At 64.4% G+C, this 25,129-nt stretch carries 30 protein-coding genes and 1 tRNA gene; 11 read left to right on the top strand and 20 right to left on the bottom strand.

All coding sequences use genetic code 11. The features are described from left to right. Positions 1-35: 35 nt before the first annotated feature. Genes IEV62_RS09110 through smpB form a run of 3 tightly spaced genes read right to left on the bottom strand, consistent with a single transcriptional unit; the run spans position 36 to position 3,220 of the window. A complete protein-coding gene (locus IEV62_RS09110) occupies positions 36-2,105 on the bottom strand; it encodes a M13 family metallopeptidase (protein WP_188446698.1) in 2,070 nt (689 codons plus the stop codon). A gap of 58 nt (positions 2,106-2,163) precedes the next feature. Further along, entirely contained in the window at positions 2,164-2,745 is a 582-nt protein-coding gene (locus IEV62_RS09105) for a DUF2062 domain-containing protein (RefSeq protein ID WP_188446696.1), read from the bottom strand. Further along, positions 2,738-3,220, bottom strand: a complete 483-nt coding sequence (gene smpB / locus IEV62_RS09100; protein ID WP_188446694.1) for an SsrA-binding protein SmpB — start codon at positions 3,218-3,220, stop codon at positions 2,738-2,740. Before smpB ends, IEV62_RS09105 begins: the two co-directional genes overlap by 8 nt. A gap of 145 nt (positions 3,221-3,365) precedes the next feature. On the opposite strand from smpB, the gene IEV62_RS09095 reads away from it, so the two are divergent. Next, a complete protein-coding gene (locus tag IEV62_RS09095) occupies positions 3,366-3,782 on the top strand; it encodes an acyl-CoA thioesterase (protein WP_188446692.1) in 417 nt (138 codons plus the stop codon). A gap of 22 nt (positions 3,783-3,804) precedes the next feature. On the opposite strand, the gene IEV62_RS09090 is transcribed toward IEV62_RS09095, so the two are convergent. Then, on the bottom strand, positions 3,805-4,722 hold the full coding sequence (locus IEV62_RS09090; RefSeq protein WP_188446690.1) for a DUF808 family protein: 918 nt from the start codon (positions 4,720-4,722) through the stop codon (positions 3,805-3,807). 17 nt (positions 4,723-4,739) lie between these two features. After that, the gene (gene dapA, locus IEV62_RS09085) at positions 4,740-5,624 is read right to left on the bottom strand and encodes a 4-hydroxy-tetrahydrodipicolinate synthase (RefSeq protein WP_188446688.1); all 885 of its coding nucleotides are present in this window, start codon (positions 5,622-5,624) and stop codon (positions 4,740-4,742) included. Positions 5,625-5,712: 88 nt separating this feature from the next. Here dapA and IEV62_RS09080 point away from each other — a divergent pair, with 88 nt between their 5' ends. The 3 genes from IEV62_RS09080 to IEV62_RS09070 all read left to right on the top strand — a co-directional run bounded on the left by IEV62_RS09080 (position 5,713) and on the right by IEV62_RS09070 (position 8,633). Beyond that, a complete protein-coding gene (locus IEV62_RS09080; RefSeq protein WP_188446686.1) occupies positions 5,713-7,716 on the top strand; it encodes a lytic transglycosylase domain-containing protein in 2,004 nt (667 codons plus the stop codon). Between the two features lie 14 nt (positions 7,717-7,730). Beyond that, the gene (locus tag IEV62_RS09075; protein ID WP_188446684.1) at positions 7,731-8,222 is read left to right on the top strand and encodes a GreA/GreB family elongation factor; all 492 of its coding nucleotides are present in this window, start codon (positions 7,731-7,733) and stop codon (positions 8,220-8,222) included. A gap of 135 nt (positions 8,223-8,357) precedes the next feature. After that, entirely contained in the window at positions 8,358-8,633 is a 276-nt protein-coding gene (locus IEV62_RS09070) for an acylphosphatase (protein WP_188446682.1), read from the top strand. 79 nt (positions 8,634-8,712) lie between these two features. Here the strand turns inward: IEV62_RS09070 and IEV62_RS09065 are convergent, their stop codons facing one another. Then, on the bottom strand, positions 8,713-8,997 hold the full coding sequence (locus IEV62_RS09065; RefSeq protein ID WP_188446680.1) for a hypothetical protein: 285 nt from the start codon (positions 8,995-8,997) through the stop codon (positions 8,713-8,715). A gap of 92 nt (positions 8,998-9,089) precedes the next feature. Between IEV62_RS09065 and IEV62_RS09060 the strand changes: the two genes are divergently transcribed. Both IEV62_RS09060 and IEV62_RS09055 read left to right on the top strand, forming a co-directional pair. Beyond that, entirely contained in the window at positions 9,090-9,668 is a 579-nt protein-coding gene (locus tag IEV62_RS09060) for a Uma2 family endonuclease (RefSeq protein ID WP_188446678.1), read from the top strand. Next, positions 9,665-10,036 carry a VOC family protein gene (locus IEV62_RS09055; RefSeq protein WP_188446677.1) on the top strand — a complete coding sequence of 124 codons (372 nt, stop codon included), beginning with the start codon at positions 9,665-9,667 and terminating at the stop codon, positions 10,034-10,036. The genes IEV62_RS09060 and IEV62_RS09055 overlap by 4 nt, the downstream gene beginning before the upstream one ends. 4 nt (positions 10,037-10,040) lie before the next feature. Here IEV62_RS09055 and ettA read toward each other — a convergent pair whose 3' ends face one another. Beyond that, on the bottom strand, positions 10,041-11,720 hold the full coding sequence (gene ettA / locus IEV62_RS09050) for an energy-dependent translational throttle protein EttA (RefSeq protein WP_188446675.1): 1,680 nt from the start codon (positions 11,718-11,720) through the stop codon (positions 10,041-10,043). A 103-nt stretch (positions 11,721-11,823) separates the two neighbouring features. On the opposite strand from ettA, the gene IEV62_RS09045 reads away from it, so the two are divergent. The 4 genes from IEV62_RS09045 to IEV62_RS09030 all read left to right on the top strand — a co-directional run bounded on the left by IEV62_RS09045 (position 11,824) and on the right by IEV62_RS09030 (position 14,353). Next, on the top strand, positions 11,824-12,078 hold the full coding sequence (locus tag IEV62_RS09045) for a type II toxin-antitoxin system prevent-host-death family antitoxin (RefSeq protein WP_188446673.1): 255 nt from the start codon (positions 11,824-11,826) through the stop codon (positions 12,076-12,078). Beyond that, positions 12,075-12,518: a type II toxin-antitoxin system VapC family toxin gene (locus IEV62_RS09040; protein ID WP_188446671.1), complete on the top strand. Its 444-nt coding sequence runs from the start codon at positions 12,075-12,077 to the stop codon at positions 12,516-12,518. Before IEV62_RS09045 ends, IEV62_RS09040 begins: the two co-directional genes overlap by 4 nt. After that, entirely contained in the window at positions 12,515-13,927 is a 1,413-nt protein-coding gene (locus IEV62_RS09035; RefSeq protein WP_188446670.1) for a M20/M25/M40 family metallo-hydrolase, read from the top strand. The genes IEV62_RS09040 and IEV62_RS09035 overlap by 4 nt, the downstream gene beginning before the upstream one ends. Before the next feature lie 156 nt (positions 13,928-14,083). Beyond that, positions 14,084-14,353: a hypothetical protein gene (locus IEV62_RS09030; protein WP_188446669.1), complete on the top strand. Its 270-nt coding sequence runs from the start codon at positions 14,084-14,086 to the stop codon at positions 14,351-14,353. 76 nt (positions 14,354-14,429) lie between these two features. Here the strand turns inward: IEV62_RS09030 and IEV62_RS09025 are convergent, their stop codons facing one another. Continuing rightward, a complete protein-coding gene (locus IEV62_RS09025) occupies positions 14,430-15,047 on the bottom strand; it encodes a tetratricopeptide repeat protein (RefSeq protein ID WP_188446668.1) in 618 nt (205 codons plus the stop codon). A 115-nt stretch (positions 15,048-15,162) separates the two neighbouring features. Here IEV62_RS09025 and IEV62_RS09020 point away from each other — a divergent pair, with 115 nt between their 5' ends. After that, positions 15,163-15,915 (top strand): HAD-IIB family hydrolase, encoded by a 753-nt coding sequence (locus IEV62_RS09020; protein ID WP_188446667.1) that lies wholly within the window; start codon positions 15,163-15,165, stop codon positions 15,913-15,915. Here IEV62_RS09020 and IEV62_RS09015 read toward each other — a convergent pair. From IEV62_RS09015 to gspE, 12 genes are all read right to left on the bottom strand, one after another. After that, positions 15,912-16,961, bottom strand: coding sequence for a Glu/Leu/Phe/Val family dehydrogenase (locus IEV62_RS09015; protein ID WP_188446666.1), 1,050 nt, complete (start codon positions 16,959-16,961; stop codon positions 15,912-15,914). The two genes, IEV62_RS09020 and IEV62_RS09015, sit on opposite strands and share 4 nt — an antisense overlap. A 29-nt stretch (positions 16,962-16,990) precedes the next feature. Further along, positions 16,991-17,067, bottom strand: a tRNA-His gene (locus IEV62_RS09010). A 53-nt stretch (positions 17,068-17,120) separates the two neighbouring features. Next, positions 17,121-17,846 carry a type II secretion system protein N gene (gspN, locus tag IEV62_RS09005; protein ID WP_188446665.1) on the bottom strand — a complete coding sequence of 242 codons (726 nt, stop codon included), beginning with the start codon at positions 17,844-17,846 and terminating at the stop codon, positions 17,121-17,123. Continuing rightward, on the bottom strand, positions 17,843-18,319 hold the full coding sequence (locus tag IEV62_RS09000) for a type II secretion system protein M (RefSeq protein WP_188446664.1): 477 nt from the start codon (positions 18,317-18,319) through the stop codon (positions 17,843-17,845). The genes gspN and IEV62_RS09000 overlap by 4 nt, the downstream gene beginning before the upstream one ends. Next, positions 18,316-19,413, bottom strand: a complete 1,098-nt coding sequence (gene gspL / locus IEV62_RS08995; protein WP_188446663.1) for a type II secretion system protein GspL — start codon at positions 19,411-19,413, stop codon at positions 18,316-18,318. Before gspL ends, IEV62_RS09000 begins: the two co-directional genes overlap by 4 nt. Next, positions 19,410-20,399 (bottom strand): type II secretion system minor pseudopilin GspK, encoded by a 990-nt coding sequence (gspK, locus tag IEV62_RS08990; RefSeq protein WP_188446662.1) that lies wholly within the window; start codon positions 20,397-20,399, stop codon positions 19,410-19,412. The genes gspL and gspK overlap by 4 nt, the downstream gene beginning before the upstream one ends. Further along, complete coding sequence (gspJ, locus tag IEV62_RS08985; protein WP_229732972.1) at positions 20,383-21,021, bottom strand: type II secretion system minor pseudopilin GspJ; 639 nt, start codon at positions 21,019-21,021, stop codon at positions 20,383-20,385. Before gspJ ends, gspK begins: the two co-directional genes overlap by 17 nt. Next, positions 21,018-21,428, bottom strand: coding sequence for a type II secretion system minor pseudopilin GspI (gspI, locus tag IEV62_RS08980; protein WP_188446661.1), 411 nt, complete (start codon positions 21,426-21,428; stop codon positions 21,018-21,020). Before gspI ends, gspJ begins: the two co-directional genes overlap by 4 nt. After that, entirely contained in the window at positions 21,391-21,888 is a 498-nt protein-coding gene (locus tag IEV62_RS08975; protein WP_188446660.1) for a GspH/FimT family pseudopilin, read from the bottom strand. Before IEV62_RS08975 ends, gspI begins: the two co-directional genes overlap by 38 nt. Continuing rightward, positions 21,863-22,309 carry a type II secretion system major pseudopilin GspG gene (gene gspG / locus IEV62_RS08970; RefSeq protein WP_188446659.1) on the bottom strand — a complete coding sequence of 149 codons (447 nt, stop codon included), beginning with the start codon at positions 22,307-22,309 and terminating at the stop codon, positions 21,863-21,865. Before gspG ends, IEV62_RS08975 begins: the two co-directional genes overlap by 26 nt. Before the next feature lie 8 nt (positions 22,310-22,317). Beyond that, positions 22,318-23,544, bottom strand: coding sequence for a type II secretion system inner membrane protein GspF (gene gspF / locus IEV62_RS08965; protein ID WP_188446658.1), 1,227 nt, complete (start codon positions 23,542-23,544; stop codon positions 22,318-22,320). After that, a complete protein-coding gene (gene gspE / locus IEV62_RS08960; RefSeq protein WP_188446794.1) occupies positions 23,537-25,090 on the bottom strand; it encodes a type II secretion system ATPase GspE in 1,554 nt (517 codons plus the stop codon). Before gspE ends, gspF begins: the two co-directional genes overlap by 8 nt. Positions 25,091-25,129: the final 39 nt, after the last annotated feature.

Here is a 25,129-nt window from a genome sequence, read left to right as displayed (position 1 = left end):
ATGTCCTGATCAGAGAGAATGGAGGCGTGGCGGCGTCACCAGACGCGCACACGGTCACCAGGCGCAAGGTACAGCGCGTCGCCCGGCTGCGCACCGAACGCCGCATACCACGCATCGACATTGCGGACCTCGGCGGTGCGGAACTGACCGGGCGAATGCGGATCGCTGAGCAATTGCGAGCGCAGCGCGGGTTCGCGGAACTTGCTGCGCCACACTTGCGCATAGCCGAGATAGAAGCGCTGATCGCCCGTCATCCCGCCGATTACCGGCGCAGGCTTGCCACCAAGCGAACGGTGATACGCATCATAGGCCACGGCGAGGCCAGCCAGATCGGCCATATTCTCGCCCAGTGTCAGGCCACCCTGAATATGCTGGCCGGGAATCGGCTCATAGGCATCGTACTGCTTGACGAGCTTGTCGGTCAGCGCGGTGAAGCGCTTGACGTCCTCTGCCGTCCACCATTCGGTCAGCTTGCCGGTTTTGTCATATTTGCGGCCCTGATCGTCGAAATGGTGGCTCAGTTCATGGCCGATCACGACCCCGATCCCGCCATAGTTGATCGCCGGATCAGCCTTGGCATCGAAGAACGGCGCTTGCAGGATCGCCGCCGGGAAGACGATCTCGTTCAGCACCGGATTGGCATAGGCGTTGATCGTCATGGGGGTCATGCCCCATTCGGTGCGGTCGATCGGCTTGTCGAGCTTGTGCAAATTGCGCAGATATTCGAATTCATTCGCCGCTGCGACATTGCCGACGAGATCACCGCGCATGATCTTCACGCTGCTGTAATCGCGCCATACCGACGGGTAACCGATCTTGGGCGTGAAGGCGGCGAGCTTCTCGTGCGCCTTGATCTTGGTATCGGGTGCCATCCATTCGAGCTTGTCGAGCCGCACGCTCATCGCCGCGATGATGTTCTTGACGAGCTGATCGATCGCCGCCTTCGATTTCGGCGGGAAGTAGCGCGCGACATAGACCTTGCCGATTTCCTCGCCCAGCGCGCCGCTGGTTGCCGCGACACCGCGCTTCCAGCGCAGCTGCTGTTGCGGCGTGCCGCTCAGCACCGTGCCGGTAAAGGCGAAGTTCGCGTCGACGACCGGCTTCGCCAGATAATTGGCATAAGAACGCAGCACGCGCAGCTTCATGTAATCCTGCAACACCGACAGCGGCGTATCGGCAAACACCTTGGCCTCGCCCGCAATCGCGCTCGGCTGGCCGACCAAATAATAAGGACGACCCGCCATGCCATTTTGCGCGACATAGGCTGCCCACGGGAAACCGGGCGCCTTGGTCTCGATATCGGCAAAGGTCAGCTTGTTGTAGCGCTTGTCGGCATCGCGCGATTCGATGCGGGTCCAATGCACCGTCGCGATCGCCTTTTCGAAATCGAAGATCGCGCCCGCCCGCGCCGTTGCATCGGGCGTGCCGACGAAACCGAGCATCGTGGCGAGATACGCCTTATACTTTTCGCGCGTGTCGGCGAGCTTGGCGTCATCCTTCAGATAATAATCGCGATCCGGCAGGCCGAGCCCGCCCTGACCGAGATTGACGACATAAGTCTGCGGATCCTTGCTGTCCTGCCCGACGCCCATGCCGAAGATGCCGCCGATCCCGTACCGCGCGAGCTTGGCCATCTCGACTGCGAGTTCGGTCTTGTCCTTGGCCCCGTCGATCTGCGCGAGCCACGGCTTGATCGGATCGACGCCCTTTGCGTTGATCGCGGCCTCATCCATGAAGCTTGCGTAGAAATCGCCGATCTTGCTGCCCGGGGCCTTCGCGGCTTCATCGAGGATCGCGCGGGTCTGCTCGTTCGACACATCCTGCAGCACGTTGAACATGCCCCAGGTTGCGCGGTCGGCGGGAATTTCAGTGGTTTTGAACCAAGTCCCGCCCGAGAAAGCGGCGAAATCGTCGCCCGGCTTAACGCTGCGGTCCATGCCGGCAATATCGAAGCCGAAGGCGCCGATCTTCGGCCCGGTCTGGGCTTTGCCCGCTACCACCTTCTTCGCTGCTGCCGGCTTAGCTTTTGGAGCTGGTTTGGCATAACTGGCACCGACCAAAGCGGCGGAAGCGAGCAACGAAACGGCGATCAGCGAACGGCGCATGCGGTAATCCTTCTTGGAGAGGAGATTGCCGCGTGTTGTACCCAGACCATACGCCTAGTCAATTCGCCTGATTCGGCCCTAATCGATGCGCCCGGGCGCGCCATTTTCGCGCCACGCGGAACCGCCAGAACAGGCCGCTCGCGACAAAGCCGAGACCGGCCAGCCCGATCGCCATCGCGATCAGCCCGACGATCGTGGCAGGCCCGCCCTGCGCCACCAGCCAGTGCAACCACGTGGCATTCGCCTTTACGTTGGCGGCGAGCGGTTTCCCGAGATACGGGTCGAAATGCAGGATCCAGTGCCCGATCAGGAAAGCGCCATAATAGATTGGCACCGTCGTCAGCGGGTTGTGCAACAGCGTGGTCGCAACTGCTACGGGGACGTTGGCGCGCACCGGGAGCGCCGAAACCGCGGCAACGGGCGCATGGACGAACGGAAACAGGATGCCGGTGAACAGCCCGAGCGCGACGCCCCGCGGCACCGACCGGCGATTGAAGCGCCACAGCGACGGCACAAGAATGCGCCCCGCGACCGGCCGCAAATAGCGATTCGCCTCGATCCGTTCGCGCGTCGGGATGTGATGGTGGAGCCGCGCGAAGACCCGCGCAACGATCCCAGGTCTGATCGCTGCCTCAGCCACGGTCGCGCATTAACCGACCCTGCTCGCGCTTCCAGTCGCGCTCCTTGGTCGCTTCGCGCTTGTCATGCGCCTTCTTGCCCTTGGCGAGTGCAAGTTCGACCTTGGCGCGGCCCTTGGAATTGAAATAGATCATCAATGGCACCAGCGTCATGCCGTCGCGCGCGACTGCGCCATGCATCTTGTTGATCTCACGCTCTTTCAACAAGAGTTTGCGCGCGCGCTTGGGCTCGTGGTTGAAGCGGTTGCCGTGGCTGAATTCGGGTACATTGGAATTGATCAGCCAGACTTGCCCGTCTTTCACCTCGGCATAGCTCTCGGCGATCGATCCGGTACCCGATCGCAGCGACTTCACTTCGGTGCCGACGAGGGCAATCCCCGCCTCGTACACCGTGTCGATCGAATAATCGTAACGCGCGCGCCGGTTCTCGGCGACGATCTTGGTTTTTTCGAAGATGGGGGGTTTTGGGCGCGCCATAAGAGCGGCGATGTAGGCGTTGCGATGCACAAGCGAAAGCCGTCTGCGTAATTTACCGGATATGGCATGCGCGCGCTAACCGCTTATCTATGCATTGGGCCGATTGTACGCTCGCGCCACAGCCCGTTCCGGTGTAGGATGTGCCATGTCCGATCTTGCTGCCCCCAAATTCGCTTCTCACATCTTTCAGGTCGCGATCGACGCGGCGGACATCGATTTTATGGGGCACGTCAACAACGCCTCGTATCTCAAATGGGTACAGGACGCGGTGGTGAGCCACTGGCAGCGCTTCGCGCCGGCCGACGCGGTCGCCAGCCACGCCTGGGTCGCGCTCCGCCACGAGATTACCTATCGCAAGCCGACCTTCCTCGACGATGAAGTGATCGCCACCGTTCTGCTCGAGAAGGTCCAGGGCGCGCGCGCTTTCTACGAAACGATCATCAAGCGCGGTGAGGAAGTGCTGGCCGAGGTGAAATCGAGCTGGTGCTGCCTCGACGCAACCACGCTGCGACCGGCACGGCTGGCACAAGGCGTGATCGACAAGTTCTTCGCCAAGGATTGAGCCGCGCGAACATCGCGCGGTCCTAGTGCTTCGCGCCCGGTTTCAAATGCAGCAAGCCTGCAACGGCCGCGCCCGCTGCGAGCCCGACCAACGCACCACCAAGCGCGCCGACCGCCCATTCGACCACGCCGACGCCGCGACCCACGCCAACTGCCAGAGCATGAATCACATGCTCTGGCGCGGCAAAGCCGAATTGGGCGAAGCCGTGGATCAGGATTCCGCCGCCTACCCACAACATCGCGCCGGTGCCGATCACCGACAGCGTTTGCAGCAACACCGGCATCGCTGCGACGAGTCCGCGCCCGAACCCGGCGGCAGCCCCGCCCGATCGGGCCAGATGCAGCCCGATATCGTCCATCTTCACGATCAGCCCGACTACGCCGTAAACCCCGACCGTGACCGCCGCGCCGACCAGCGCCAGCACGCCTGCCTGGGTGAGCAGCGGCGAACCGGTCAGTTCGTTCAGCGTGATGACCATGATCTCGGCCGAGAGGATGAGATCGGTGCGGATCGCCCCGCTGACCTGTCGCGCCTCGAGCACGGCCGGGTCCTCGATCGCGGCGACCTCTGCGATCGCGTGTTTGCCTTGCACCGCCTTCAGGATTTTCTCGGCCCCTTCAAAACTGAGATACAGGCCGCCCAGCATCAGGATCGGCGTCAGCGCCCATGGCGCGAAGGCGCTGAGCAGTAGCGCGACCGGCAGAATGAAGAGCAGCTTGTTGCGCAGCGATCCGAGCGTGATCTTCCAGATGATCGGCAGCTCGCGCGCTGGCGACAGGCCAACGACATAGCCAGGCGTGACGGCGGCATCGTCGATCACCACGCCCAGCGTCTTGGTACCGGCCTTGCCCGCAGCGGCAGCAACATCGTCAGCCGACGCCGCCGCCAGCCGCGCGAGCGCCGCGATATCGTCCAATAAGGCTACAAGTCCGCCCGGCATGTCCCGCTCCTATTTTGTCAGGGTCGCGGTGAAAGCGCGGCCATCGCCGAATCCACCGCCGCACGGCTCGCCGCGCTCGGCCACATCATCGGCAAACGCAACGCTTCCGGGAAGCCCGGTCGCATCCGCGTCACCGCATATTTGACCGGCCCCGGCGACGCATCGGTGAATAGCGCCAGATGCAGCGCGAACAACCGGTCGTGCAGCGCCAGCGCGCCGATGTAATCGCCGCCCGCGCACGCCGCCTGAAATTCGGCGCACAGCCGTGGCGCGACATTCGCGGTGACCGAGATGCAGCCGACCCCGCCCATCGCGTTGAAGGCGAGCGCGGTCTCGTCATTGCCCGAAAGCTGGCAGAACCCTGCCCCGGCCCCGGCGCGCTGACCCGAGACGCGCTGGAGCTGCCCGGTCGCGTCCTTGATCCCGACCACGCTCGGGAGTTCCTGCGCGATCCGTGCGACGGTTTCGACCGCGATGTCGGTGACGGTGCGGCCGGGCACGTTGTAGAGGACGATCGGCAAATCGCACGATCCGGCGACCGCCTCGAAATGGCGGAAGATCCCCTCCTGATTGGGGCGATTGTAATAGGGCGGCACCATCAGCGCGGCATCCGCCCCCGCCGCCTTGGCCGCGGCAATGTTGTGGATCGCGACGCGCGTGTCGTTCGATCCAGCACCGGCGATAACGGGCACGCGGCCTTTGGTCTGATCGACGCACACCGCAACGATGTAAAAATGCTCCTCGGCGCTCAGCGTCGCCGCCTCGCCCGTGGTGCCGACGGGGACGAGCGCGGATGACCCTTCGGCGATCTGCCACTCGATGAAATCGCGATAAACGCCCTCGTCGAAACGGCCGTCAGCGGCAAACGGCGTGACGAGCGCCGGGATCGATCCCGAAAACATGGTTGATATACTCCTGCGGGACGGGATTCCGTCGCATTTTTCGAATAAGATACGCGACAAATACGGACGGGAGGCATAGTCTGTCCACATGATTGCATCTTTGATCAAATCGGGGTTGCTGCTGGCAGGGGTTTCGACCCTGGCCATCTCCTTGGGTGCCAATTCGGACGCGGCGCAGGATCAGCTTGGCTGGGGCCGCGCGACGCAAGTTTTGACGGGCACGACGGCAAGCAACGCCGCGCTTGCCTCGGCGATCGCGGAATGGAAATCGCTCTCGGCCGGAACGGGCTATGGGTTCGACAGCTATGCGCGTTTCCTGCTCGCGCATCCCGGCTGGCCGGGCGAACTGGCACTGCAGCGCGCGGCAGAAAAATCGCTCGATGCGGCGGGATGGTCGCCATCGAGCGCCGTCAGCTTCTTCCGGCGTTTCCCGGCGCTGACAAGTGCGGGCAAGACACGCTTTGCCGAAGCGCTGGCGGCGATCGGTGCGCGTGAGGAGGCCAATGCCGCCGCGCGCGCCGCCTGGGTATCGGGCGCGTTGTCGGTGGCGGATGAAGCGAAGATCGCGACGAGCTTTGCGACAGCACTGTCCCCGGCCGATCAGGATGCGCGGATGGATATGCTGTTGTGGCAAGGTGCTACCGCCGCCGCCCAGCGCCAGCTTGCGCTGACCAGCCCGTCGCGCCAGCCGGTATTCGCCGCCCGGCTCGCATTCAAGACCAATGCGCCCGACGCGTCCGATCGTGCGGTGACGACGCAAGCGCTCGGCATGGCCGACCCCGGGTGGCTCGCCGACCGGGCAAGCTGGTTCCGCAACAATGGCGCATCGATGAGCGCGCGCAGCACGCTGGCGCAACGTCCGGCCTTGGCGACCGCGCCCGCCTCCCCCGGCCAATGGTTCGAGGTGCTGTGGACCAATGCGAACGCCGCCGCGCATGACGGGCAAGCGACGCTCGCTTACGACATCGCACGACAGGTCGGCGATGCCTATCCGACCGGCACCGACGTGTCCGCGCGCCCCTATGGCGAGCGCGACGACTATACCAATTTGACCTGGCTCGCCGGGCAGACCGCACTCAAGCAACTAGGGCGACCGGCCGAAGCAGTGACGCCGTTCCTGCGCTATGCGACTGGGTCAAAAGCCCCGGCGATCCAGGCCAAGGGCCTGTATTGGGCAGCACGCGCGGCCGAGGCCGCCGGGCGGCGTGACGAGGCCAACGGCTATTACACACGCGCCGCCGCCTTCCGCGACGTGTTCTACGGGCAATTGGCGAGCGAGCAGCTCGGCCAACCTTTGACAGCACCCGGCGATCCGATCCTGCGTGCGGTCGACCCCGCGGTTCGTGCTGCCTTCTACGCACGCGAAACCGTGCGCGCCGCGCAATATCTCGGCACGACGGGCGCGTGGGAGGACCAGACCGCCTTTGTCCGCCAGATCGCGATCGACGCCAAGAGCGACAGCGACCATGTGCTTGCGACCGAACTCTCGCGCACGCTCGGGCGGCCCGACCTCGGCGTGATGGTCGGGCGCAGCGCGCTGCAGAACGGGCTCAGCGATTATTCGACGATCGGCTTCCCCAATGTCCGCGTCCCCGCCGCGAGCCAGGACGACTGGACGATGATCCACGCGATCGCACGACAGGAAAGCCAGTTCGATCGCGCCGCGATCAGCCATGCCGGCGCGCGCGGACTGATGCAGTTGATGCCGGGCACCGCGCGAGAGCAATCGACCAAGCTCGGCCTGTCCTACGACGCCTCGGCACTGACCAGTGATACCGATTACAACATCATGGTCGGCTCGGCCTATTTCCGCCGGATTTACAGCCTGTTCGGCAGCTATCCGCTCGCGGTCGCGGCGTATAATGCCGGCCCCGGAAACGTGAACAAATGGCTGCGCGCCAATGGCGATCCGCGGATGCCCGGCGTCGACATGGTCGACTGGATCGAAGCGATCCCGATCTACGAAACGCGCAATTACGTGCAGCGCGTGCTCGAAAATGCGGTGGTCTACGATCTGATGAACCCCCAGCGCTCGCGCTCGGCCGGGGCTAATCGGCTGAGCTGGTATCTGGGCAAGCGGACCGCGGGCTGAGCGTACCGCCTCCGATGGACGACCGACCCAATTACATCACGCCCGCTGGCTATGCCGTGCTGAGCGCGGAGTATCGCCAGTTGCTCGGCGAGGAACGGCCGAAGCTGGTCGATGTCATTTCCTGGGCTGCCGGGAATGGCGACCGCTCGGAAAATGGCGACTATATTTACGGACGCAAACGGCTGCGTGAGATCGACCGGCGGCTCGGCTTCCTTGCGCGGCGGATGAAGGCGGCAAAGGTGATCGATCCCGCCGCCCAGCCCGACCGCAGCCGCGTTTGGTTCGGCGCGACCGTCACAATCGCCGACGTCGACGATATGGGGGATAATGCCGAACGGATCCTGACGCTGGCCGGTGACGACGAGACCGACGCGACGGCGGGTCGGATCGGCTGGAACGCACCGATCGCGCGGGCGCTGCGGGGCGCTGCGATTGGCGATGTGCGGCGCGTAACGCTTCCAGCGGGAGAGCGCAGCTACGAGGTTTTAGCGATCAGCTACCCGTGAAACGTGCTGCATAAGCGACGGAAACTGCGTGATTTGCGATGGACGCCGAATATGCCGCGCCGCGTTCTGCATCCGACGGTGCTATACGACGTATCGTCGCGCGGGTCTCGCGTCGCGGCGGGTTAAGGGCGGATTATGATGATGCAGCGCGTGTTTGTCAGCGGGAAGGTCCAAAAGACCGGGTATCGCGACTGGGTCGTGCGCAAGGCAACGGATCTCGGTGTGGTGGGATGGGTGCGCAACCTCAAGGATGGGCGCATCGAACTGCTGGTCGCAGGCGAGGACGAAGCAATGACCGCGCTGATCGACGCCTGCCGCGATGGGCCGCCGCTCGCGCGCGTCGACCATGTCGAGGCGCGCGCCGATACCGAACGCTTGCCCAAGGGGTTCACCAAGCGCTTTACCGCCTAGCAGCGGCCATAAGCGGCGAGCGCCGCTATGGGGCGGAGCTTCACTGCATCAGGCGGCAATTTGGCCATGCGATCGAGCGTTAGGGTCGCACCGATCCGGTCTGCCAGCACGGCGCCGACGAGATAGCCAAAGCGCGGGGGAAAATTCCCCTGCTTTGCCGATCCGAGGAACGGGCGGCGTAATACCGGTCGCGCGTCGAATCGAGCCGTTTGCGCACGAAGCAGATCGCCTGCGCGATGCGTCCGGCAAGTTCGGCGCGGGCAGCATGGGGTATCGCGGACGTCGCATCGTCGAACTGTGCGAATGCGGTGGCCTGATCGGAAAAGTCCGCCGCCACAGGCTGCCGCGTCGCGATACACGGCAAGCAAGCCCGCGAAAAGCGCAAGACCCAAGCACATGGGGGAAACCTTCTCCCCCAGATTTGATGCCGATTGTTGCTCGTGATAAACATGTCCCATGACGCTGCAAGAACGCATCAGTGTGTCGACCGCCCCCGAACCTTATCGGGTCACGCAGCGCGACTACAAGCTGTTGGATGAATCGGGCGCTTTCGTCCGATATGCGAAGACCGAATTGATCGAGGGGAAAATCGTTGCCGTGAACGCGCAACACGCCCCCCACATTCGCGTCCAATCTACCTTGTTTCGAGCGTTGGCAGACGCTTGCGATGCGATCGCGGACGGTCCGAAAGCATGGATCGATGGGTCGATCGATCTTGCCGAATTCAGTATGCCACAACCCGACATATTTATTGCCGACACCTTGCCGGACAAGGGTGCAGTGCCCTTATCCACCGTACGATTGATGATCGAGATTGCCGACACGTCGTTGCGTAATGACCTGAACGTGAAGACGCCGCTATACGCGAACGCAGGTATCGCAGAATATTGGGTGGTCGATGTCGAAGGGCGCGTGATCCATCAGATGTGGGGACCGGTAGCCGAGCGCTATGCAGAACGGCGCACGGTTGCTTTCGGGGAGCGCATTGAGGCGGCAACGGTTGCCGGCCTGACGGTCAATACCGGAATATTGTGATCGATCACGTCACGTTCGGCGTGTCGGATTTCGCGCAATCGTGCGCATTTTATGATGCGGCCTTCGCACCGCTCGGAATCGCGCGGCTCGTGAACGTTCGGGATCGGGCGGACGTCGCAGCCTATGGCGACGATCGGCCGTGGTTCTGGATTGTTGGTGAAGATCCGACGCGCGGGAAACTGCATCTGGCGTTGAGCGCACGATCACGCCTGATGGTCGAGGCATTTCATGCGGCCGCGTGCGCGGCGGGCGGGCGCGACAATGGCGCGCCCGGACTCCGCCCGCAGTACGACAGCAATCACTATGGTGCCTTCGTGCTCGACCCCGATGGTAACAATATCGAAGCCGTTTGTCGGCTGCCCGGCTGAGCCGTCACCGCGTCAGCTTCTTATACGCCAGCCGGGTCGGTCGGTCCGCCGCATCGCCCAGGCGGCGGCGCTTGTCGGCTTCGTAGCTCTCGAAATTGCCTTCGAACCACTCGACATGGCTGTCACCCTCAAACGCCAGGATATGCGTTGCGAGGCGATCGAGGAAGAAGCGATCGTGGCTGATCACCACGGCGCAACCCGCGAACGACTCGAGCGCCTCTTCCAGCGCGCGCAGCGTTTCGACGTCGAGATCGTTGGTCGGTTCGTCGAGCAGGAGGACGTTGCCACCCTCCTTGAGCATTTTTGCCAGATGGACGCGGTTGCGCTCACCGCCCGACAACTGACCAACCTTTTTCTGCTGGTCCTGGCCCTTGAAGTTGAACGCGCCAACATAAGCGCGCGTGCCGAGTTCCTGCTTGCCGAAGCGGAAAATTTCGAGCTTGTCCGAAATCTCTTCCCACACCGTGTTGGTCGGGGTCAGATCGTCGCGCGACTGATCGACATAACCGAGCTTGACCGTCTGGCCGACTTCGATCGACCCGCCATCGGGCTGTTCTTGCCCGGTGATCAGCTTGAATAAGGTCGACTTGCCCGCGCCGTTCGGGCCGATCACACCGACGATCCCGCCCGGCGGCAGGACGAAGTCGAGATTGTCGAACAGCAGTTTGTCGCCATACGCCTTGGTCAGGCCCTTGGCCTCGATCACCTTGCCGCCAAGCCGCTCGGGCAGCTGGATCAGGATCTGCGCCTTGCCGACCGCGCGGTTTTCCTGCTTCTCCATCAATTCGTCGAACGCGCGGATACGAGCCTTTGACTTGGTCTGGCGCGCCTTGGGGGTTTGACGCATCCAGGCGAGCTCGTCCGAGATCGCCTTGGCCTTGCCCTGCTCCTCGCGATCTTCCTGCTCGAGCCGCTTGACCTTCTTTTCAAGATAGCCCGAATAGTTCGATTCATAGGTGTAGTAACGGCCGCGATCGAGCTCGAGCACCCAATTGACGACATTGTCGAGGAAGTAGCGATCGTGGGTAACGAGGATCACGTTGCCGACATAATCGCGCAGATAGTTTTCAAGCCACGCGACGCTTTCGGCGTCGAGATGGTTGGTCGGCTCGTCGAGCAGCAGGATGTTGGGCTTTTCGAGCAGCAGCTTGCACAAAGCGACCCGGCGCTTTTCACCGCCTGACAGATTGGTGACGGAACTGTCGCCGGGTGGGCAGCGCAAAGCCTCCATCGCGATTTCGAGCTGGTTGTCGAGGCTCCAGCCGTCGACCGCGTCGATCTTTTCCTGCAACTCGCCCATTTCGGCGAGCAAGCCGTCGAAATCGCAATCCTCGGGCGGATCGCCCATGATGGCGACGATCTCGTTATAGCGATCGACCATTCCGCCGATCGGGCCGGCACCGGCGCGAACGTTGCCGATCACGTCTTTGGTCTCGTCGAGTTTTGGCTCCTGCGGCAGATAGCCGACCTTGATGCCGTCGGCGGCCCAGGCCTCGCCGGTGAAATCGGGGTCGATCCCGCCCATGATCTTCATCAGCGTGGATTTGCCTGACCCGTTCGGCCCGATGATCGCGATCTTCGCGTCGGGCAGGAACTGGAGCGAAATGTTGTTGAGCACCGGCTTGGGGGCACCGGGGAAGGTCTTGGTCAGGCCCTTCATCACATAGCTGTACTGCACGGCCATCGGCTGCGGGCTCCGGGATAGAGAATGGGTGGAAATGTCGAGGCGGCAGATAGCGATGCGCGGGGGCGTTGGCAACGTGGGCGCGGTGCGGTAGCTTGCTCGCATGGAACGGATCGACATCTCGGACGACCGGCGCGTGGCCGATCTGGTCGAAGCGGTAGAGCGCGGCGACGAGGTGGTGATCGTGCGCGATGGCGTGGTCGTGGCGGCTGTCATCGCACCGACCCCGCCTACGGTCGTCTCCGAGCCACGACGGTTCGATATGGCGGGTCTGGAGGCGCTGCGTGCGAAATATCCGTTGCGCATCGGGGACGCCGGTGCGCTGATCCGCGAAATGCGCGACGAGGACGATTGTTGAAGATCTCTTTCGACGCCAGCGCAATCGTGGCGATGATCGCTAGCGATGTCGGATGGACTGCGATATCGGATTGGTTGATCGCCGACGATCCCGCCGCATCCTATAGCGACTTTTGTTGGGGTGAGGTGCAGTCGGCATTGGGAAACCGCGTCAGGAGCGGTGAATTCACCGCGGAATATGTGCACGGCCTCATTGCCGAGTTCAAAGCCTATGCCGTCCGATGGACGTTCGTACGCGTTACCAGCGCCGATATCGACGACGCCACGCATATGGTTGCCGATTTTTCGCTCGGCTTACGCTTGCCCGATGCGATTCACATTGCTGTCGCGCAACGCCTCGGGCTTACACTGGTATCAACCGACATCCGCCAAGTCCGGGCTGCTGCAACGCTCGGTATCGCTGCCATCAACCCCTTGCACACAGACGGGACCCACTCTTGACCAAGCTTCGTGCCCTCGCCCCTTCGCTCCTGCTCGCCTCGACGCTCCTTGCCGCGCCCGCCTTTGCACAGCGCACGGCCCCAGCGGCGGCGGTAGTCGATCCCGCGATCGCGAAGCTGCGCGACGCGGCGCTCACCGACGATGTCGCCTATGACATCGTCGAAGGGCTGACGACCGAGATCGGCCCGCGCCCGGACGGATCCCCGGCAGAGGAACGTGCGCGGCAGTGGGCGGTCGCGAAGCTCAAGGCGCTGGGCTTCAAGAACGTGCGGATCGAGCCTTATGCATTGCAGAACGTCTGGGTGCGCGGCGCCGAGACCGCCGAGATCCTGTCCCCCTACCCCCAGCCGCTGCGCCTGACCGCGCTCGGCAATTCGGGTGCAACGCCGCCCGAGGGCCTGACGCTGCCGGTCGCCTATTTCGCGAGCTTCAACGATTTGCTGCTTGCCCCCGCCGGCAGCCTGACGGGGAAGATTGCGTTCGTCTCCAATGCAATGCAGCCAACGCAGGACGGCTCGAGCTACGGCTCGCAAGGTGCCGCCCGCTTCGTCGGGCCAAACATCGCGGCGACCAAGGGGGCGGCGGCGATCGTGATCCGCTCGATCGGCACCGATCACGGGCGTGGGCCGCATGCCGGGAACACCAATTTCGCGCCCGGCGTGACGCCGATCCCGGCGGCAGCACTGTCGGTGGCGGATGCCGAGAATCTCGAGCGGATGGTCAAGCTTGGAAAGCCCGTCACGCTGCATCTGACACTCACCCCGACCGTCGCGCCGACGCGCCTGTCGGGCAATGTTGTGGCCGAAGTGCCCGGGACCGATCCGGCGGCGGGCACGATCCTGATCGGCGGGCATCTCGACAGCTGGGATCTTGGGACGGGCGCGATCGACGACGCGTCGGGGGTCGCGATTACGACTGCCGCCGCCAAGCGGCTGATGGATGCAGGCAAACACCGCCGGACAATTCGCGTCGTGTGGTTCGGGGATGAGGAAACCGGGGGCTTCGGCGGCATTGCCTATGCCAAGGCGCATGCGGGCGAAGTGCACGCGCTGGCCGCGGAATCGGATTTCGGGGCGGACCGCGTGTGGCGCTTCGAAACCAATTTGCCTGAAACGGCAAAATCTCTCGCGGATCGCCTTGCGGTCGCGCTCGCCCCGATCGGAATCGTGCGCGGCAGCGGTGTGGGCGGTGACGGGACCGATGTCGGGCCGATGCTCAGGACCGGGGTGCCCGCGATCGACCTCAACCAATCGGGTCTGCGATACTTCGATTGGCACCACACGCCAGAGGATACGCTCGACCGCATCGATCCCGAACAACTGCGGCAAAATGTGGCGGCGTGGACGACGATGCTCGCTCTTGTCGCCGACGCGCCCGAGACGATGGGGCCGGTCACGCCGAAAAAGTGATCAAACTCACCCCGTCGCAAATACGGCGAAACCGTGGCGAATTGGGAACTTTGCGGCGGTTTGGTGATTGACGCACCCAAGCAGGACGCTATGCCACCGAACTTCGCGGCGGCAGTGGACTGCTTCGAACCCTATCTATTGCTTGGGAGCAATTGCATGAAGAAGATCGTTCTTGTTCTCGTCGCCGCTGGCCTGGTTTCACTCGCCGCGTGCAACAAGAACCCTGAAGCTGCCGCCATCGAAAACAACGCCGACATGATGGCCGACGGGATCGACAACAGCGCGTCGGCGATGGACCAAATGGCCGACAATTCGTCCAACGCGATGGCGTCTGACATGATGGAAAATAAGGCTGACGCGATGCGCGACACCGCCGACAACGTCCGTGATGCGGGCGAGGCCAAGGCCGACAACGTTACCAAGTAAGCCAGTCGTGGGGCGTTGTGCCCTGCCCTGACCAAATCGGGCGCTTCCCATGCGGGGAGCGCCCTTTTTCGTGACGCTACTCGGCCGTCATGGCGTCGAGCGTCGCGAGTTGCTCGGCAATATCGCGGCGATACCCAGCCTCGCGCGGCGATAGCGCAAGCGCGCGCGCCCAATAGCGTCGCGCCTTAAGAAAATCTCCGGTCTCGGCATAGGCAAGCCCGCGAAAGTAAGGTGGCGCGGGATGTTCGGGTGCGAGCCGCGTCGCCTGATCAAAGGCGAAGCGCGCAGCGGGCGAAACCTCGCCGTCATGCTGCGCGAGCGCGGTGCCCGCGCCGGTCCATAGCGTCAGGCTGCGCGGATAGGTGTTGAGGCCCAGCAGTACGACCTTGGTCCCGCTGGTACGACTGCCGCTGCGCATCAGCGCATCGGACGCGACGAGAAACGCGCCGTCGCCGGTAAATTGCCCGAGCATCGCCGCGCGCAACGCCGTCGATGCCGGGTCGATCACGACCGGCTCGCGTCCGGCGACAGCCGAATGGCCCGTCAGGTTGGCATGCTGCTGGAGCGCATAGCCGCTCGCGCCGAGCAACACTGCCGCCGCGACAAAGCCCCACAACGGTCGCGCGACTCCGGCGCACCACAAGCCGAAGGCGGCGAGAAGCGCGATCAGCGCCAGTGATATCCAGCCGCTCATGGCGCGAGGGACGGTACGAACATCGAAACACCGTAAGCGATTTTGTCGACGGGCATAAGTGCAACCGTCGCACGTCCGGCGCGTTGGCAGCGAAACGTTTATTTGGGAACCGCACATGAAGAAGCTGATCGCCTTCGACCTCGACGGAACGCTGGCCGAGAGCAAGCAGAAGATCGGCGCCGACATGGCGGGGCTGCTCGGCAAATTGCTCGATCGGGTAGCCGTGGCGGTCATTTCAGGCGGCGACTGGCCGCAATTCGAAAAGCAGGTGATCGCGGCGATCCCGCCGGGCGCTCCGGTCGAGTATCTGTTCATCATGCCAACGACCGGAACCAAATTGTACCGGTTCGAAGCGGATCGCTGGCACGCGATCTACGCCGAGATCTTCGAACCCGCCGAGCGCGATCACATCCTGCACGCGATCGACAAAGCGCTGCAGACGGCGGGGCTCGCCGATGAACGGATCTGGGGCGAACGCGTCGAAGATCGCGGCAGCCAGATCACCTTCTCTGGCCTTGGCCAGGAAGCGCCGCTCGATGCCAAGAAGGCGTGGGACCCGGATTTCGCCAAGCGCAAGGCGCTGCAAGTGTCGCTGCGCGCCGCCTTGCCCGATCTATCGGTCAATATCGGCGGCTCGACCTCGCTCGACATCACCCATGCTGGCATCGACAAGGCTTATGCGATGCGTCGGCTGTCCGAACATTCGGGCATTGGCACCGCCGACATGATGTTTCTCGGCGACGCGATTTACCCCGGCGGCAATGACGATGCGGTGCGCGCGGCCGGCATGGACACGCTGAAGGTGCGCGATGTCGAGGAGACGATCACCGCGGTTAGCGCGATGGTCGCGTGTCTAGCGGTGCGTTAACGCCCGATCAGGCGACGGGCGATCGAATCGGCGACGTCGGACGCGGGCGCACCGGTGCGGTCGCTTTCGTCCCACACTTCGATCAGCCGCTCGGGGATGCGCGCGATCCGCGCCTCGACTTCGGCGCGGTCGCCAAGACCCAGATATTCCAGACCGACATTGATGATGCCGCCGGCGTTGATGACGTAATCGGGCGCATAGAGGATCCCGCATGCTTGCAGCGCTGCACCCTCCGCCGTGGTTTCGAGCTGATTGTTGGCGCCACCCGCCACGACCGTCGTACGCAGCGCCGCGATCGAATCGGGCGTCAGGATCGCGCCGAGCGCGTTGGGGCTGACCACATCGGCCGCGATCCCGAGAATCGCATCAGCCGCAACCGTCTCCGCGCCGAGTTCGTCGGCCAGCGCCCGCGCGCGGTCGGCATTGACGTCCGCCAGCGTCAAGCGCGCGCCGTCTTTCGCAAGCAAGCGTGCCAAACCACCACCAACGCTGCCGACGCCCTGGATCGCGACATGCACGCCTTTCATGTCGCTCGCGCCCAGCCCGCGCTGCGCCGCCGCCTTGACGCCGAGGTAGACGCCCATCGACGTCGAAGGCCCTGGATCGCCACCTGCACTGCCCGCCGCCACGGGCAGGCCCGACACATGCTTGGTCATCGTCGCAATCGTCTTCATGCTCGCTTCGGACATGCCGACATCCTCGGCCGTCACATAGCGCCCGCCAAGCGATTCGACCGCGCGGCCGAACGCTTCGAGTTGCGCCGGGGTAATCGCGTCGCCGGGGTTCGCTGCCAGCACGACCCCTTTGCCGCCGCCCATCGGTAGACCCGCCATCGCATTCTTGAAGCTCATCCCGCGCGACAGGCGCAGCGCATCGGTGATCGCGCGGTCGCTATCGGCATAATGCCAGAAACGCACGCCGCCCGCCGCCGGCCCGAGCTTGGTCGAGTGGATTGCGATGACAGCGCGCAGACCCGAGGACGGGTCGGTGAAGAGGTGCACGCCCTCATGATCGTCGAAATCGGCGAAGCCCCATCCGGTCGTCACGATGTTTGATGTCCTGGCTGAAAAAGAAGTGGGGCGACCGACGGGACTTGAACCCGCAACATCCGGCATCACAAGCCGACGCTCTAACCAATTGAACTACGATCGCCGCAGAGCATGCGCCCCTAGCCGTCCGCAGGGGCCAGCGTCAAGAATGGAGCGTCAGAATTTGCCTTCGACGGTGAGGACGTGGCCGCGCGCCGTTGGTTGAAATCCGCTCAGCTCCAATTGTTGCACCGCGGTGGGGTCGGTCGGCCTGACGGTCAGTTCCGCACGGAAACGTCCCGTTTGCCAGAGTCGCACCAGCGCCTGTTCGGTTCCCGACTGGCTGGCGAGCGGCAAGAGCAGCGCACCACCATCGCAGCGCGCCGTACCCGACAGGCCCTGCGCGAGGTTGATTCCGGCAATGTCGCGCCCCAATGTCGCTTTCACGCGCCCCTCGGCCATGTCGCAATTGCCATCGGTGAAGCGTACGCTGACATCGTCGAGATCGAGCCCGCTGACCGGGAAGCGCGCGAACACCGCTCCGCCCGTCAACACCGCCGTCATGTCGTCCACGCCGATGCTGTGCCGCGACACGCTGACCGCGCCATGCACCGCGCGCGTCGTGCTGGTCGAATGCCCCGCAAGATCGACTCGCGCGCGTCCCACGAACAGCGGCCAGGGCGACAGCGCCGCGCCGAGATCACCCAGCGCGATGCTGCCGACCCCCGCTTCACGCACTGCGCCGAACCACACGCTGCCGGTCGCCTCGCGCGCGGCGAAGCCGGTGCGGGCGAGATCGAATTGGCCGAGCACCAGCCTGAGCGGCAACAAGACAATGAGCGCGATCACGAAAACCGCGCCGAACAACGCAAGCGGACCCGTCGCGAGGCGAAAGCGTGTCATTGGCCTTGCGCCTTCACGGTCATCTGCACCGCGACGGTGCGGTCGCCATTGTCGGTCGTGGCGAGCTGGTCGATCAGCACGCCCGACGATTCGAGTCCCGCGATCCAGCCGATCAGCGCGCCGGGGCGCGCCGAAGCGATCGCAATCGCGACGCGGTCGCTGCCCTGCGGGGTGACGTTGGTCAGCGCGAAACCGGCATCGTTAGCGCGCGCGCGGATTACCGATTCGAACGGTCCCTCGAGCGGCGCGGCGCGGTCGGCCTGCATCTGCTTGACCGCATCGACGCGGACTTGCGTTTCGCCCAGCGCGATCACCGCATCGGCATGCCGCGCCTTGGCTGAGGCGAGCGCGTCGCTGAGCGGCACGATCAGAAAATACGCGAAGGCCAGAAGGACCGCGACGCCTCCCCCCAGCACCATATATTGCTCACGTTGGGACCGCGCGCGGTACCAGCTCAGAAGTTGCTCGGTCATCGTGGCTTCACCATGATATCCCCGGAGAGGCGGCCGCTGCTCGACTGGAATTGTCCCATCGGCGTTGCGTCAAAACCAGCGGCGTCGAGGCTGCGCTGAAGCTGCAGGATCTGCCCTTCGTTCTGCACCCCGACCGTCACGCGCATCGCGCCCGCCGGATCGAAGGAGAGCGTGCGTACCTCGGTTCCTGGCGTCGCGCGGATCGCCCCAAACACGGCGGCGGCAGTGCGGCTGAAGCCCATGCCGCCACCGCGCAGCCGCTCGATCCGCGCGGTCAATTGCCGGTCGGCATCGCTGACTGCCTCACCGCGCGAAATGCCGGTGCGCGCGAGGAGGTCGGCGCGGCGTTCGAGTTCGTCTGCGGCACTGGAATAGATCAGTACCTGCACCAACGTGATGAGAAGGGTGACTGCGAAGATCGCCACGCTCAACCAGCCGAGCCGACGAATCAGCCCCCAATCGACGCCGATAGAGGTGCGTCGCGCGAAGGCGCCCTGCCGTAAATCAAGCGACGGCGTGGCGACGGCGGCGACGATCGCTGCCTCCAGCGCCTCGCGCGGCATCACCTCTGGTGCTGCCCCGCCGGTGATGAGTTCGGTCAGCCGCGCTTCATCGGCAAAACCGCTGGTCGGCCCGCGCACCACGCCTTCCCCGCCAAGATCGGCGCGAAGATAGCCGGAGTCGGGGCGCGGGAGCAGCATCGGGGCGGGCAGCACAAGTTCGGGATCGATGCCATTGGCGGCAAGCTCGGCGAGCCACGCTTGCATCTGGGTGGTGGCGACCACGCCGATCGGGCGTTCCAGATTGGTGCCCTCACGCCCGACCGCGACGTGGAGCTCGCCGATCGGGGTCGCGCTGGCGTCGGCGGCGAGCATCCGTGCCGCCGTCACCGATTGCGCGAGCGAGCGATCGGGCAGTTCGGCCCAGTGCAACGTCACCGCATCAGCGGGCACGACCGCAACGTGCGAATCCTCGCTTTCCGCAGGCAAAGTCGGGAATCCCTCGCCACGCGCAGCCACGACATTGTCGGCGATGCGCAGCCAGCGCCACGGCACATCGTGCGTCGGCAGAAAGAGGACGAGAGTATCGCTCATGTTCGCTCGCCCCATTGCCGCGATACGAGCCGCGCGGGAAGGGCCGATGCATCGATCAGCCCGGTTTGTTGCAGGATCGCCCCGTTCAGCGCGACATCGACTTGCAGCGAGAACCACACGGTCTTGATGTCGGTCTGCCCCGCTGCATCATCCGACGAGCCTGCTCCGGTGATGATGGCCTGTGACCAGAAGGCGCTGGTCGTGTTGAACCCCTGCGGGGGACGGCGCAGCAATCCTTGCCGAACCGCCTCTATCGAAAGATTCGGGCGGAGCATCGCCAGCAACGGTGCTTGCTCGGGCAGGATCGTGTTGACGTTGATCTTCGATGGCGCGGCCTTGGGCAAGGCGCAGATCCATGGGCGGAGCTTGTCATAGTCGACGCGCGATACCCCAGCGACCGCGCGCAACTCACTCGGGTCGCTCATCAGCGTGTTGCCAGTGCGATACCCTTGCTTGCCGCCGCCATAAGCGCCGTCCTCCGCGCCGTCCTGGATCGCATCGCTGTCGCTGTCGATCCAGTCAGAGGCGGCGGCCGCAATCGCGTCGGGGGAGCGCGCAGCCGGATCGACTAGGCGGATCAGCCGCGCGAACTGCACGCGCGCGGGGGTAAATGATGCATACACGCCGGGCCCGGTCTCGACGACCAGGCTGTTGAGGTTGAAGCAATTCCCGCCATCGACGACCATCGCAGTCGCGGTGCCGTTGGGGATTGGCAACGGGATCGGTTTGCCGCTCCATCCGCCTTGCAGCGTGACCCGATTCTCGGCCTTCAGCAATAGGTCGGTCACTTTGACGACCGCCAGCGTTTCGGCGGCGAAGGAGTAAGCGCGCGCCTGATCGAGCGCGACCGCATTGCCGCCGAGCCTTGTTGCCAGCCGCAGCTTTTCGAGCGCGGTCCCGGCCAACACCGCGATCACCGCGACGAGCAGCAGCACCGTAAGCAGCGCGGCCCCGCGCTCGGAGGGACGATCAGCGCGCTTGGGCATCGACGCGCTTTCCGTACCCGGTGCCGACGAGGAACAGCTGGCGTGTCTCGACGCCAGTATCGCGTTGCACGCGCAACTCGATCGCCGCGGGGACCGGGAATTGCGGCGTGCTGGTCCAGCGATCACTCCACGCGCCGTCGATGCGATATCGCAGCGCCACTTGCCGGACATGGTCGAGCATCGCGGTCGGCGGCAGCGGGGTTGCCCCGTCGAGCATCGGATAGGCAATCCGCACCAGCGCACCGTCGATGATCGCGTATTCGACCTTCTGCTCGGACGCGCGCCGCGTTCCGTCGAGATTGCTCCAGCCAGCACGAACGAAGCTGAGCAGCGTACTGCCATTAGCACCCGATTCGCCGGTAAAGACGGGCAGCACTTCGCCGCCCATCCCGCGCGTCTGCCGGATCGCGGCCTGCGCCAGATCGGCGGTGAGGATCGACGACAGCCGGTTCATCGCCGAGATCTGCTCGAGCTTCGCCCCCGTCGCGCCTTGCGCGCGGACGGCAAAGGACAGGAGCGAAACACCCGCGGCCGCAAGCAGCCCGAAGATCAGCAGCGAGATCATCACTTCGATCAGCGTGAAGCCACTTTCGCAGGTAGTTCGGGCGGGCAAAGCGCTCACTGCTTCGTCACCCCGTCGCGCACCACCGTCAGGTGCCCGGCGTTGCGCCCGCTCGCATCCATCACCGACACGTCGATGCGCAGGATACGGCTATCGCCGGTCGGCTGCGTCACGCGGGTCCAGCTCCACGCGCGACCACCATTCTGTTCGACCCCGGTCGCGCTGCCGATCGTCGGCGCGCGCGCATCGGTCAGCGCTTCGATCGCGATATTGCGCGCGACGATCTGCGCCATCAGCGTAGAATTGAGCGTCCCCGCCCCGCGGATCGTCGCGCCCTCGAGCCGGATCAGCGCGAGCGCGGCAAGGCTGAACACCGCGAGCGCGACCATCATTTCGATCAGCGTGAAGCCGTATTCCGGGCGCGACGGCTTACCCACCAATCCGCACCTTGCCGTCGGTGCCGACATGGACGACGATCGTCTGATCCGAGCGCTCCAGCGTAACGTCGAGCGGGCGGTCGGCGATGCCGGTCGGATCGAACAACACACGGTCGCGGCTATTTTCCCCGCTTGGCTGGGCGCTGGTGCCCTTGCTCCATTGCGTCACGCGGAGCGGACGCTCGGCCATCGCGACCCACGCGCCGTCGCGGCGTTCGTCGAAACCATAGCCGCCCGCCGACACCCACACGCTGATCGGCTGCGCGCCAACGATCGCAAGATCGTGCGCGGCGCGGGTGCGTGCAGCGAAGCGCTCTGCCTCGTCGGTCAGCCGCCCGCGCGGATCGGGCAAGGCAAGCACAACCGCCGCGCTGGCCAGGCCGATGATCGTAACGACGATCATCAGCTCGATCAGCGTGAAACCGTGTTCGTCGATCGAGGCGCGAAATCGGGTCAAGAACGGGCTATTGCCAACTGCCGATATCGGCATTGGGGCCCTCGCCGCCCTCTTTCTTATCGGCGCCAAGTGTCCAGACATCGACCTCGCCATGCTGGCCCGGCGCGGCGTAGAGATAGGGGCGGCCCCACGGATCGTTAGGCAATTTCTTGATATAGCCGCCACGCTGATACTTTGACGCGTCGACATCGGCCGGCGGCGAGACGAGCGCTTGCAGGCCGTCTGTGGTGGTCGGATAGCCATCGTTCTGCAGCTTGTAGAGATCGAGCGCGCTTTCGATCGTCGCGATATCGGCCTTGGCCTTGGTGATCTTGCCGCGATCGCCGAGCGGCAGGACGTTGAACGTCACGATCGCGGCGAGCAAGCCGAGAATAACGATTACGACCATCAATTCGATCAGCGTAAAGCCCTGTTCGGATGGGCGAACCCGGAGAGTAGCGGGGGAATCAGACATAACAGACCTCATTGTCCGGCCAGCGTGTTGAGTTGCAGGATCGGGAGCAGGATCGATAGCACGATCGTCGCGACGACGCCCCCCATCACGACGATAATCAGCGGCTCAAGCAGCGACAAAGCGGTGGTGGTGAAGCGGTCGAACTCGCGCTCGAGATAGTCGGCAGCGCGCTCCAGCATGTCGTCGAGCTGCCCGGCGGTCTCGCCTGACGCGGCGAGATAGGTCAGCAGCGGTGGGAACACCCCAGTCCGCCGCATCGCCGCCGACAGGCTGCCGCCGCCCCGTATCGATTCGATGATCTCGTCCGAGGCTTGTTTCAGCCGAAGGTTATGGATCGTGCCGCCGGTCAGCGTAAGCCCTTCGAGCAGCGGCAGGCGACTCGCGACCATGGTCGCCAGCGTCCGCGCCATCCGCGCGGCGTGGAGATCGCGCAGCAGGCGTCCAAGCAGCGGGAGCTTGAGGATGCGGGTGTCAAAGGCGAGCTTGATGCGCGGGTTCCTGAGCGCGCGCCACGTCCCAAAGGTTACTAAGGTTAGGCATAAAACCAACAACCACCAATAACTAACAAGGAAACTTGACACCCCCATCACCGCGCGCGTGAGAAACGGCAATTGCTGCCCGACGGTGTCGAATTGCTCGACCACTTGCGGCACGACGAACACCATCAACGCTGTCACCACCGCCATCGCCACCACCGCCAGCACCGATGGGTAAGCGATCGTGGTCAGGATCTTACCGTTCATTTCGGCCTGCCGTTCGAGCAGCACCGACAGGCGTTCGAGGATGACCGGCAGCGAGCCCGAGGTTTCGCCGGCCGAGACCATCGCACGGTACAAAGCCGGAAAGCTCTTTGCCTCGCGCGCCATCGCCTCGTGCAGGCGCCGCCCCTCCATCACGCCCGAATGGACTGAATCGACGATCGCACGGACATGTTCCTGCTCGGTCTGGCGGCTGATCGTGCGGAGCGACTCCTCGAGCGGCGAGACGCGGTTGAGCGTCGCAAGCTGACGCGTGAAGAGCGTCAGCTGCTTGGTGTTCATCTTCGCGCGACCAATCCGCAGGTCGGACAGCAACGGCTTGCCTTTGGCGGGGCGACCCGAGCCCGGTTCAACCTTGACGACATAGAGCCGCCGCCGATCGAGCAGTTCGCGCGCGTCATCGATCGACGGCGCGGCAATATGCCCGCGCACTTCGCGGCCTTTGGTGTCGATCACGAGATAGTCGAAATCAGCCATTTGCCGCTTCGGGTTCCGGCGCCACCAGCGGCGCCTCGGCATCGGCCATGTCGCGGCGTGAGACGCGCACCGCTTCTTCAGGCGTAGTGACACCGTCGCGAACCAACTGGCGTGCAGCCGATCCAAGCGTGGGCGCATGGAGGAAGGCGTGGCGCGCGATCAGCGCCTCGTCGCCGCCGTCGTTGATCATGCGGCGGACGGTCTCGTCGATGCGGATCGCTTCATACACGCCGACGCGCCCCTTATAGCCGGTTCCCTGGCAAAGCTCGCAGCCGACCGCTTCATAGACGATCGTGCCCGCATCGAACCCGAGCAGCGCCGACACCGAACCCTCGGCCTGCACCGGCTTGCGGCAATTTTCGCAGAGCCGCCGGACCAGCCGCTGCGCGATGACCGCGCGGAGCGTCGAGGCGAGCAGGAACGGTTCGACCTTCATGTCGCGCATCCGCGTAATCGCGCCGACTGCGTCGTTGGTGTGGACGGTCGAGAGCACCAAATGCCCGGTGAGCGAAGCCTGCACCGCAATCTCGGCGGTCTCGCGGTCGCGAATTTCGCCGACCATCACGACATCGGGATCCTGCCGCAGGATCGCGCGCAAGCCGGCCGCAAAGGTCAGCCCGACTTTGGGATTGACTTGCGTCTGGCCGATCCCGTCCATCGCATATTCGACCGGATCCTCGACCGTCAGGATATTACGGCTGCCATCGTTGAGCAATCGCATCGCGGCGTAGAGCGTGGTGGTCTTGCCCGATCCGGTCGGCCCGGTGACGAGGATGATGCCGTTGGGCTCGGTGATCGCCTCTTTCAGCAACTGGTTGATCGCCGCCGTCATGCCGAGCACGTCGAGCGTGATCCCGGCATTCTCCTTGTCGAGGATACGCAGCACGACGCGTTCGCCCGCTCGGGATGGCAGCGTGGAGACGCGCACGTCGAGCAATTTGCCGCCCAGCGTCAGGCCGATACGACCATCCTGCGGCACGCGCCGCTCGGCGATGTCGAGCCGTGCCATCACCTTCACGCGGCTGACGACCACGGGCGCGACATGCGGCGGCATCCGCAGCGTCTCGCGCAGCACGCCGTCGATCCGCATCCGCACGACCAGGCCGGTTTCGTACGGCTCGATATGGATGTCGGACACGCCGTTGCGCGCGGCATCGGCGATGATGCCGTTGATCAGGCGAATCGCAGGGGCATCGTCGGCGGTGTCGAGCAAATCGTCGGCGGTGGGCAGATGATCCGCCAGCATGTCGAGCTCGTCGCCCAGACCGAGCGTGCCTGCGGCCATCGCTGCGGCCTGACCGTCCATCGCATAGGCTTCGGACAGCAGACGGTCGAACTCGCTTGCCGAAACGAATCCGACGTCGAACGGGCGCGCAAGATGGCGCCGCAGTTCGAGCAGGACCTTCGGATCGGCGCCTTCGCGCATGGCGACGGCAAAGTGCGAGTCGCTGCCGGGATCGAGCACCACGCCGAAGCGGCGGGCGAAGGCGTAAGGAATGGTGATGTTGGGGATGGCTACCGCGGCGTCGGCTGTTGGATCGCCCATGGCGAGCGTTTGGCGAAGATCGCTCATAGCTTTATTCCT

The sequence above is a fragment of the Sphingomonas psychrolutea genome, assembly GCF_014636175.1.
GTDB classification, from domain to species: domain Bacteria; phylum Pseudomonadota; class Alphaproteobacteria; order Sphingomonadales; family Sphingomonadaceae; genus Sphingomonas; species Sphingomonas psychrolutea.
The sequence above is the reverse complement of the archived record's forward strand: the minus strand, read 5'-3'. Positions and strand labels throughout refer to the sequence as shown.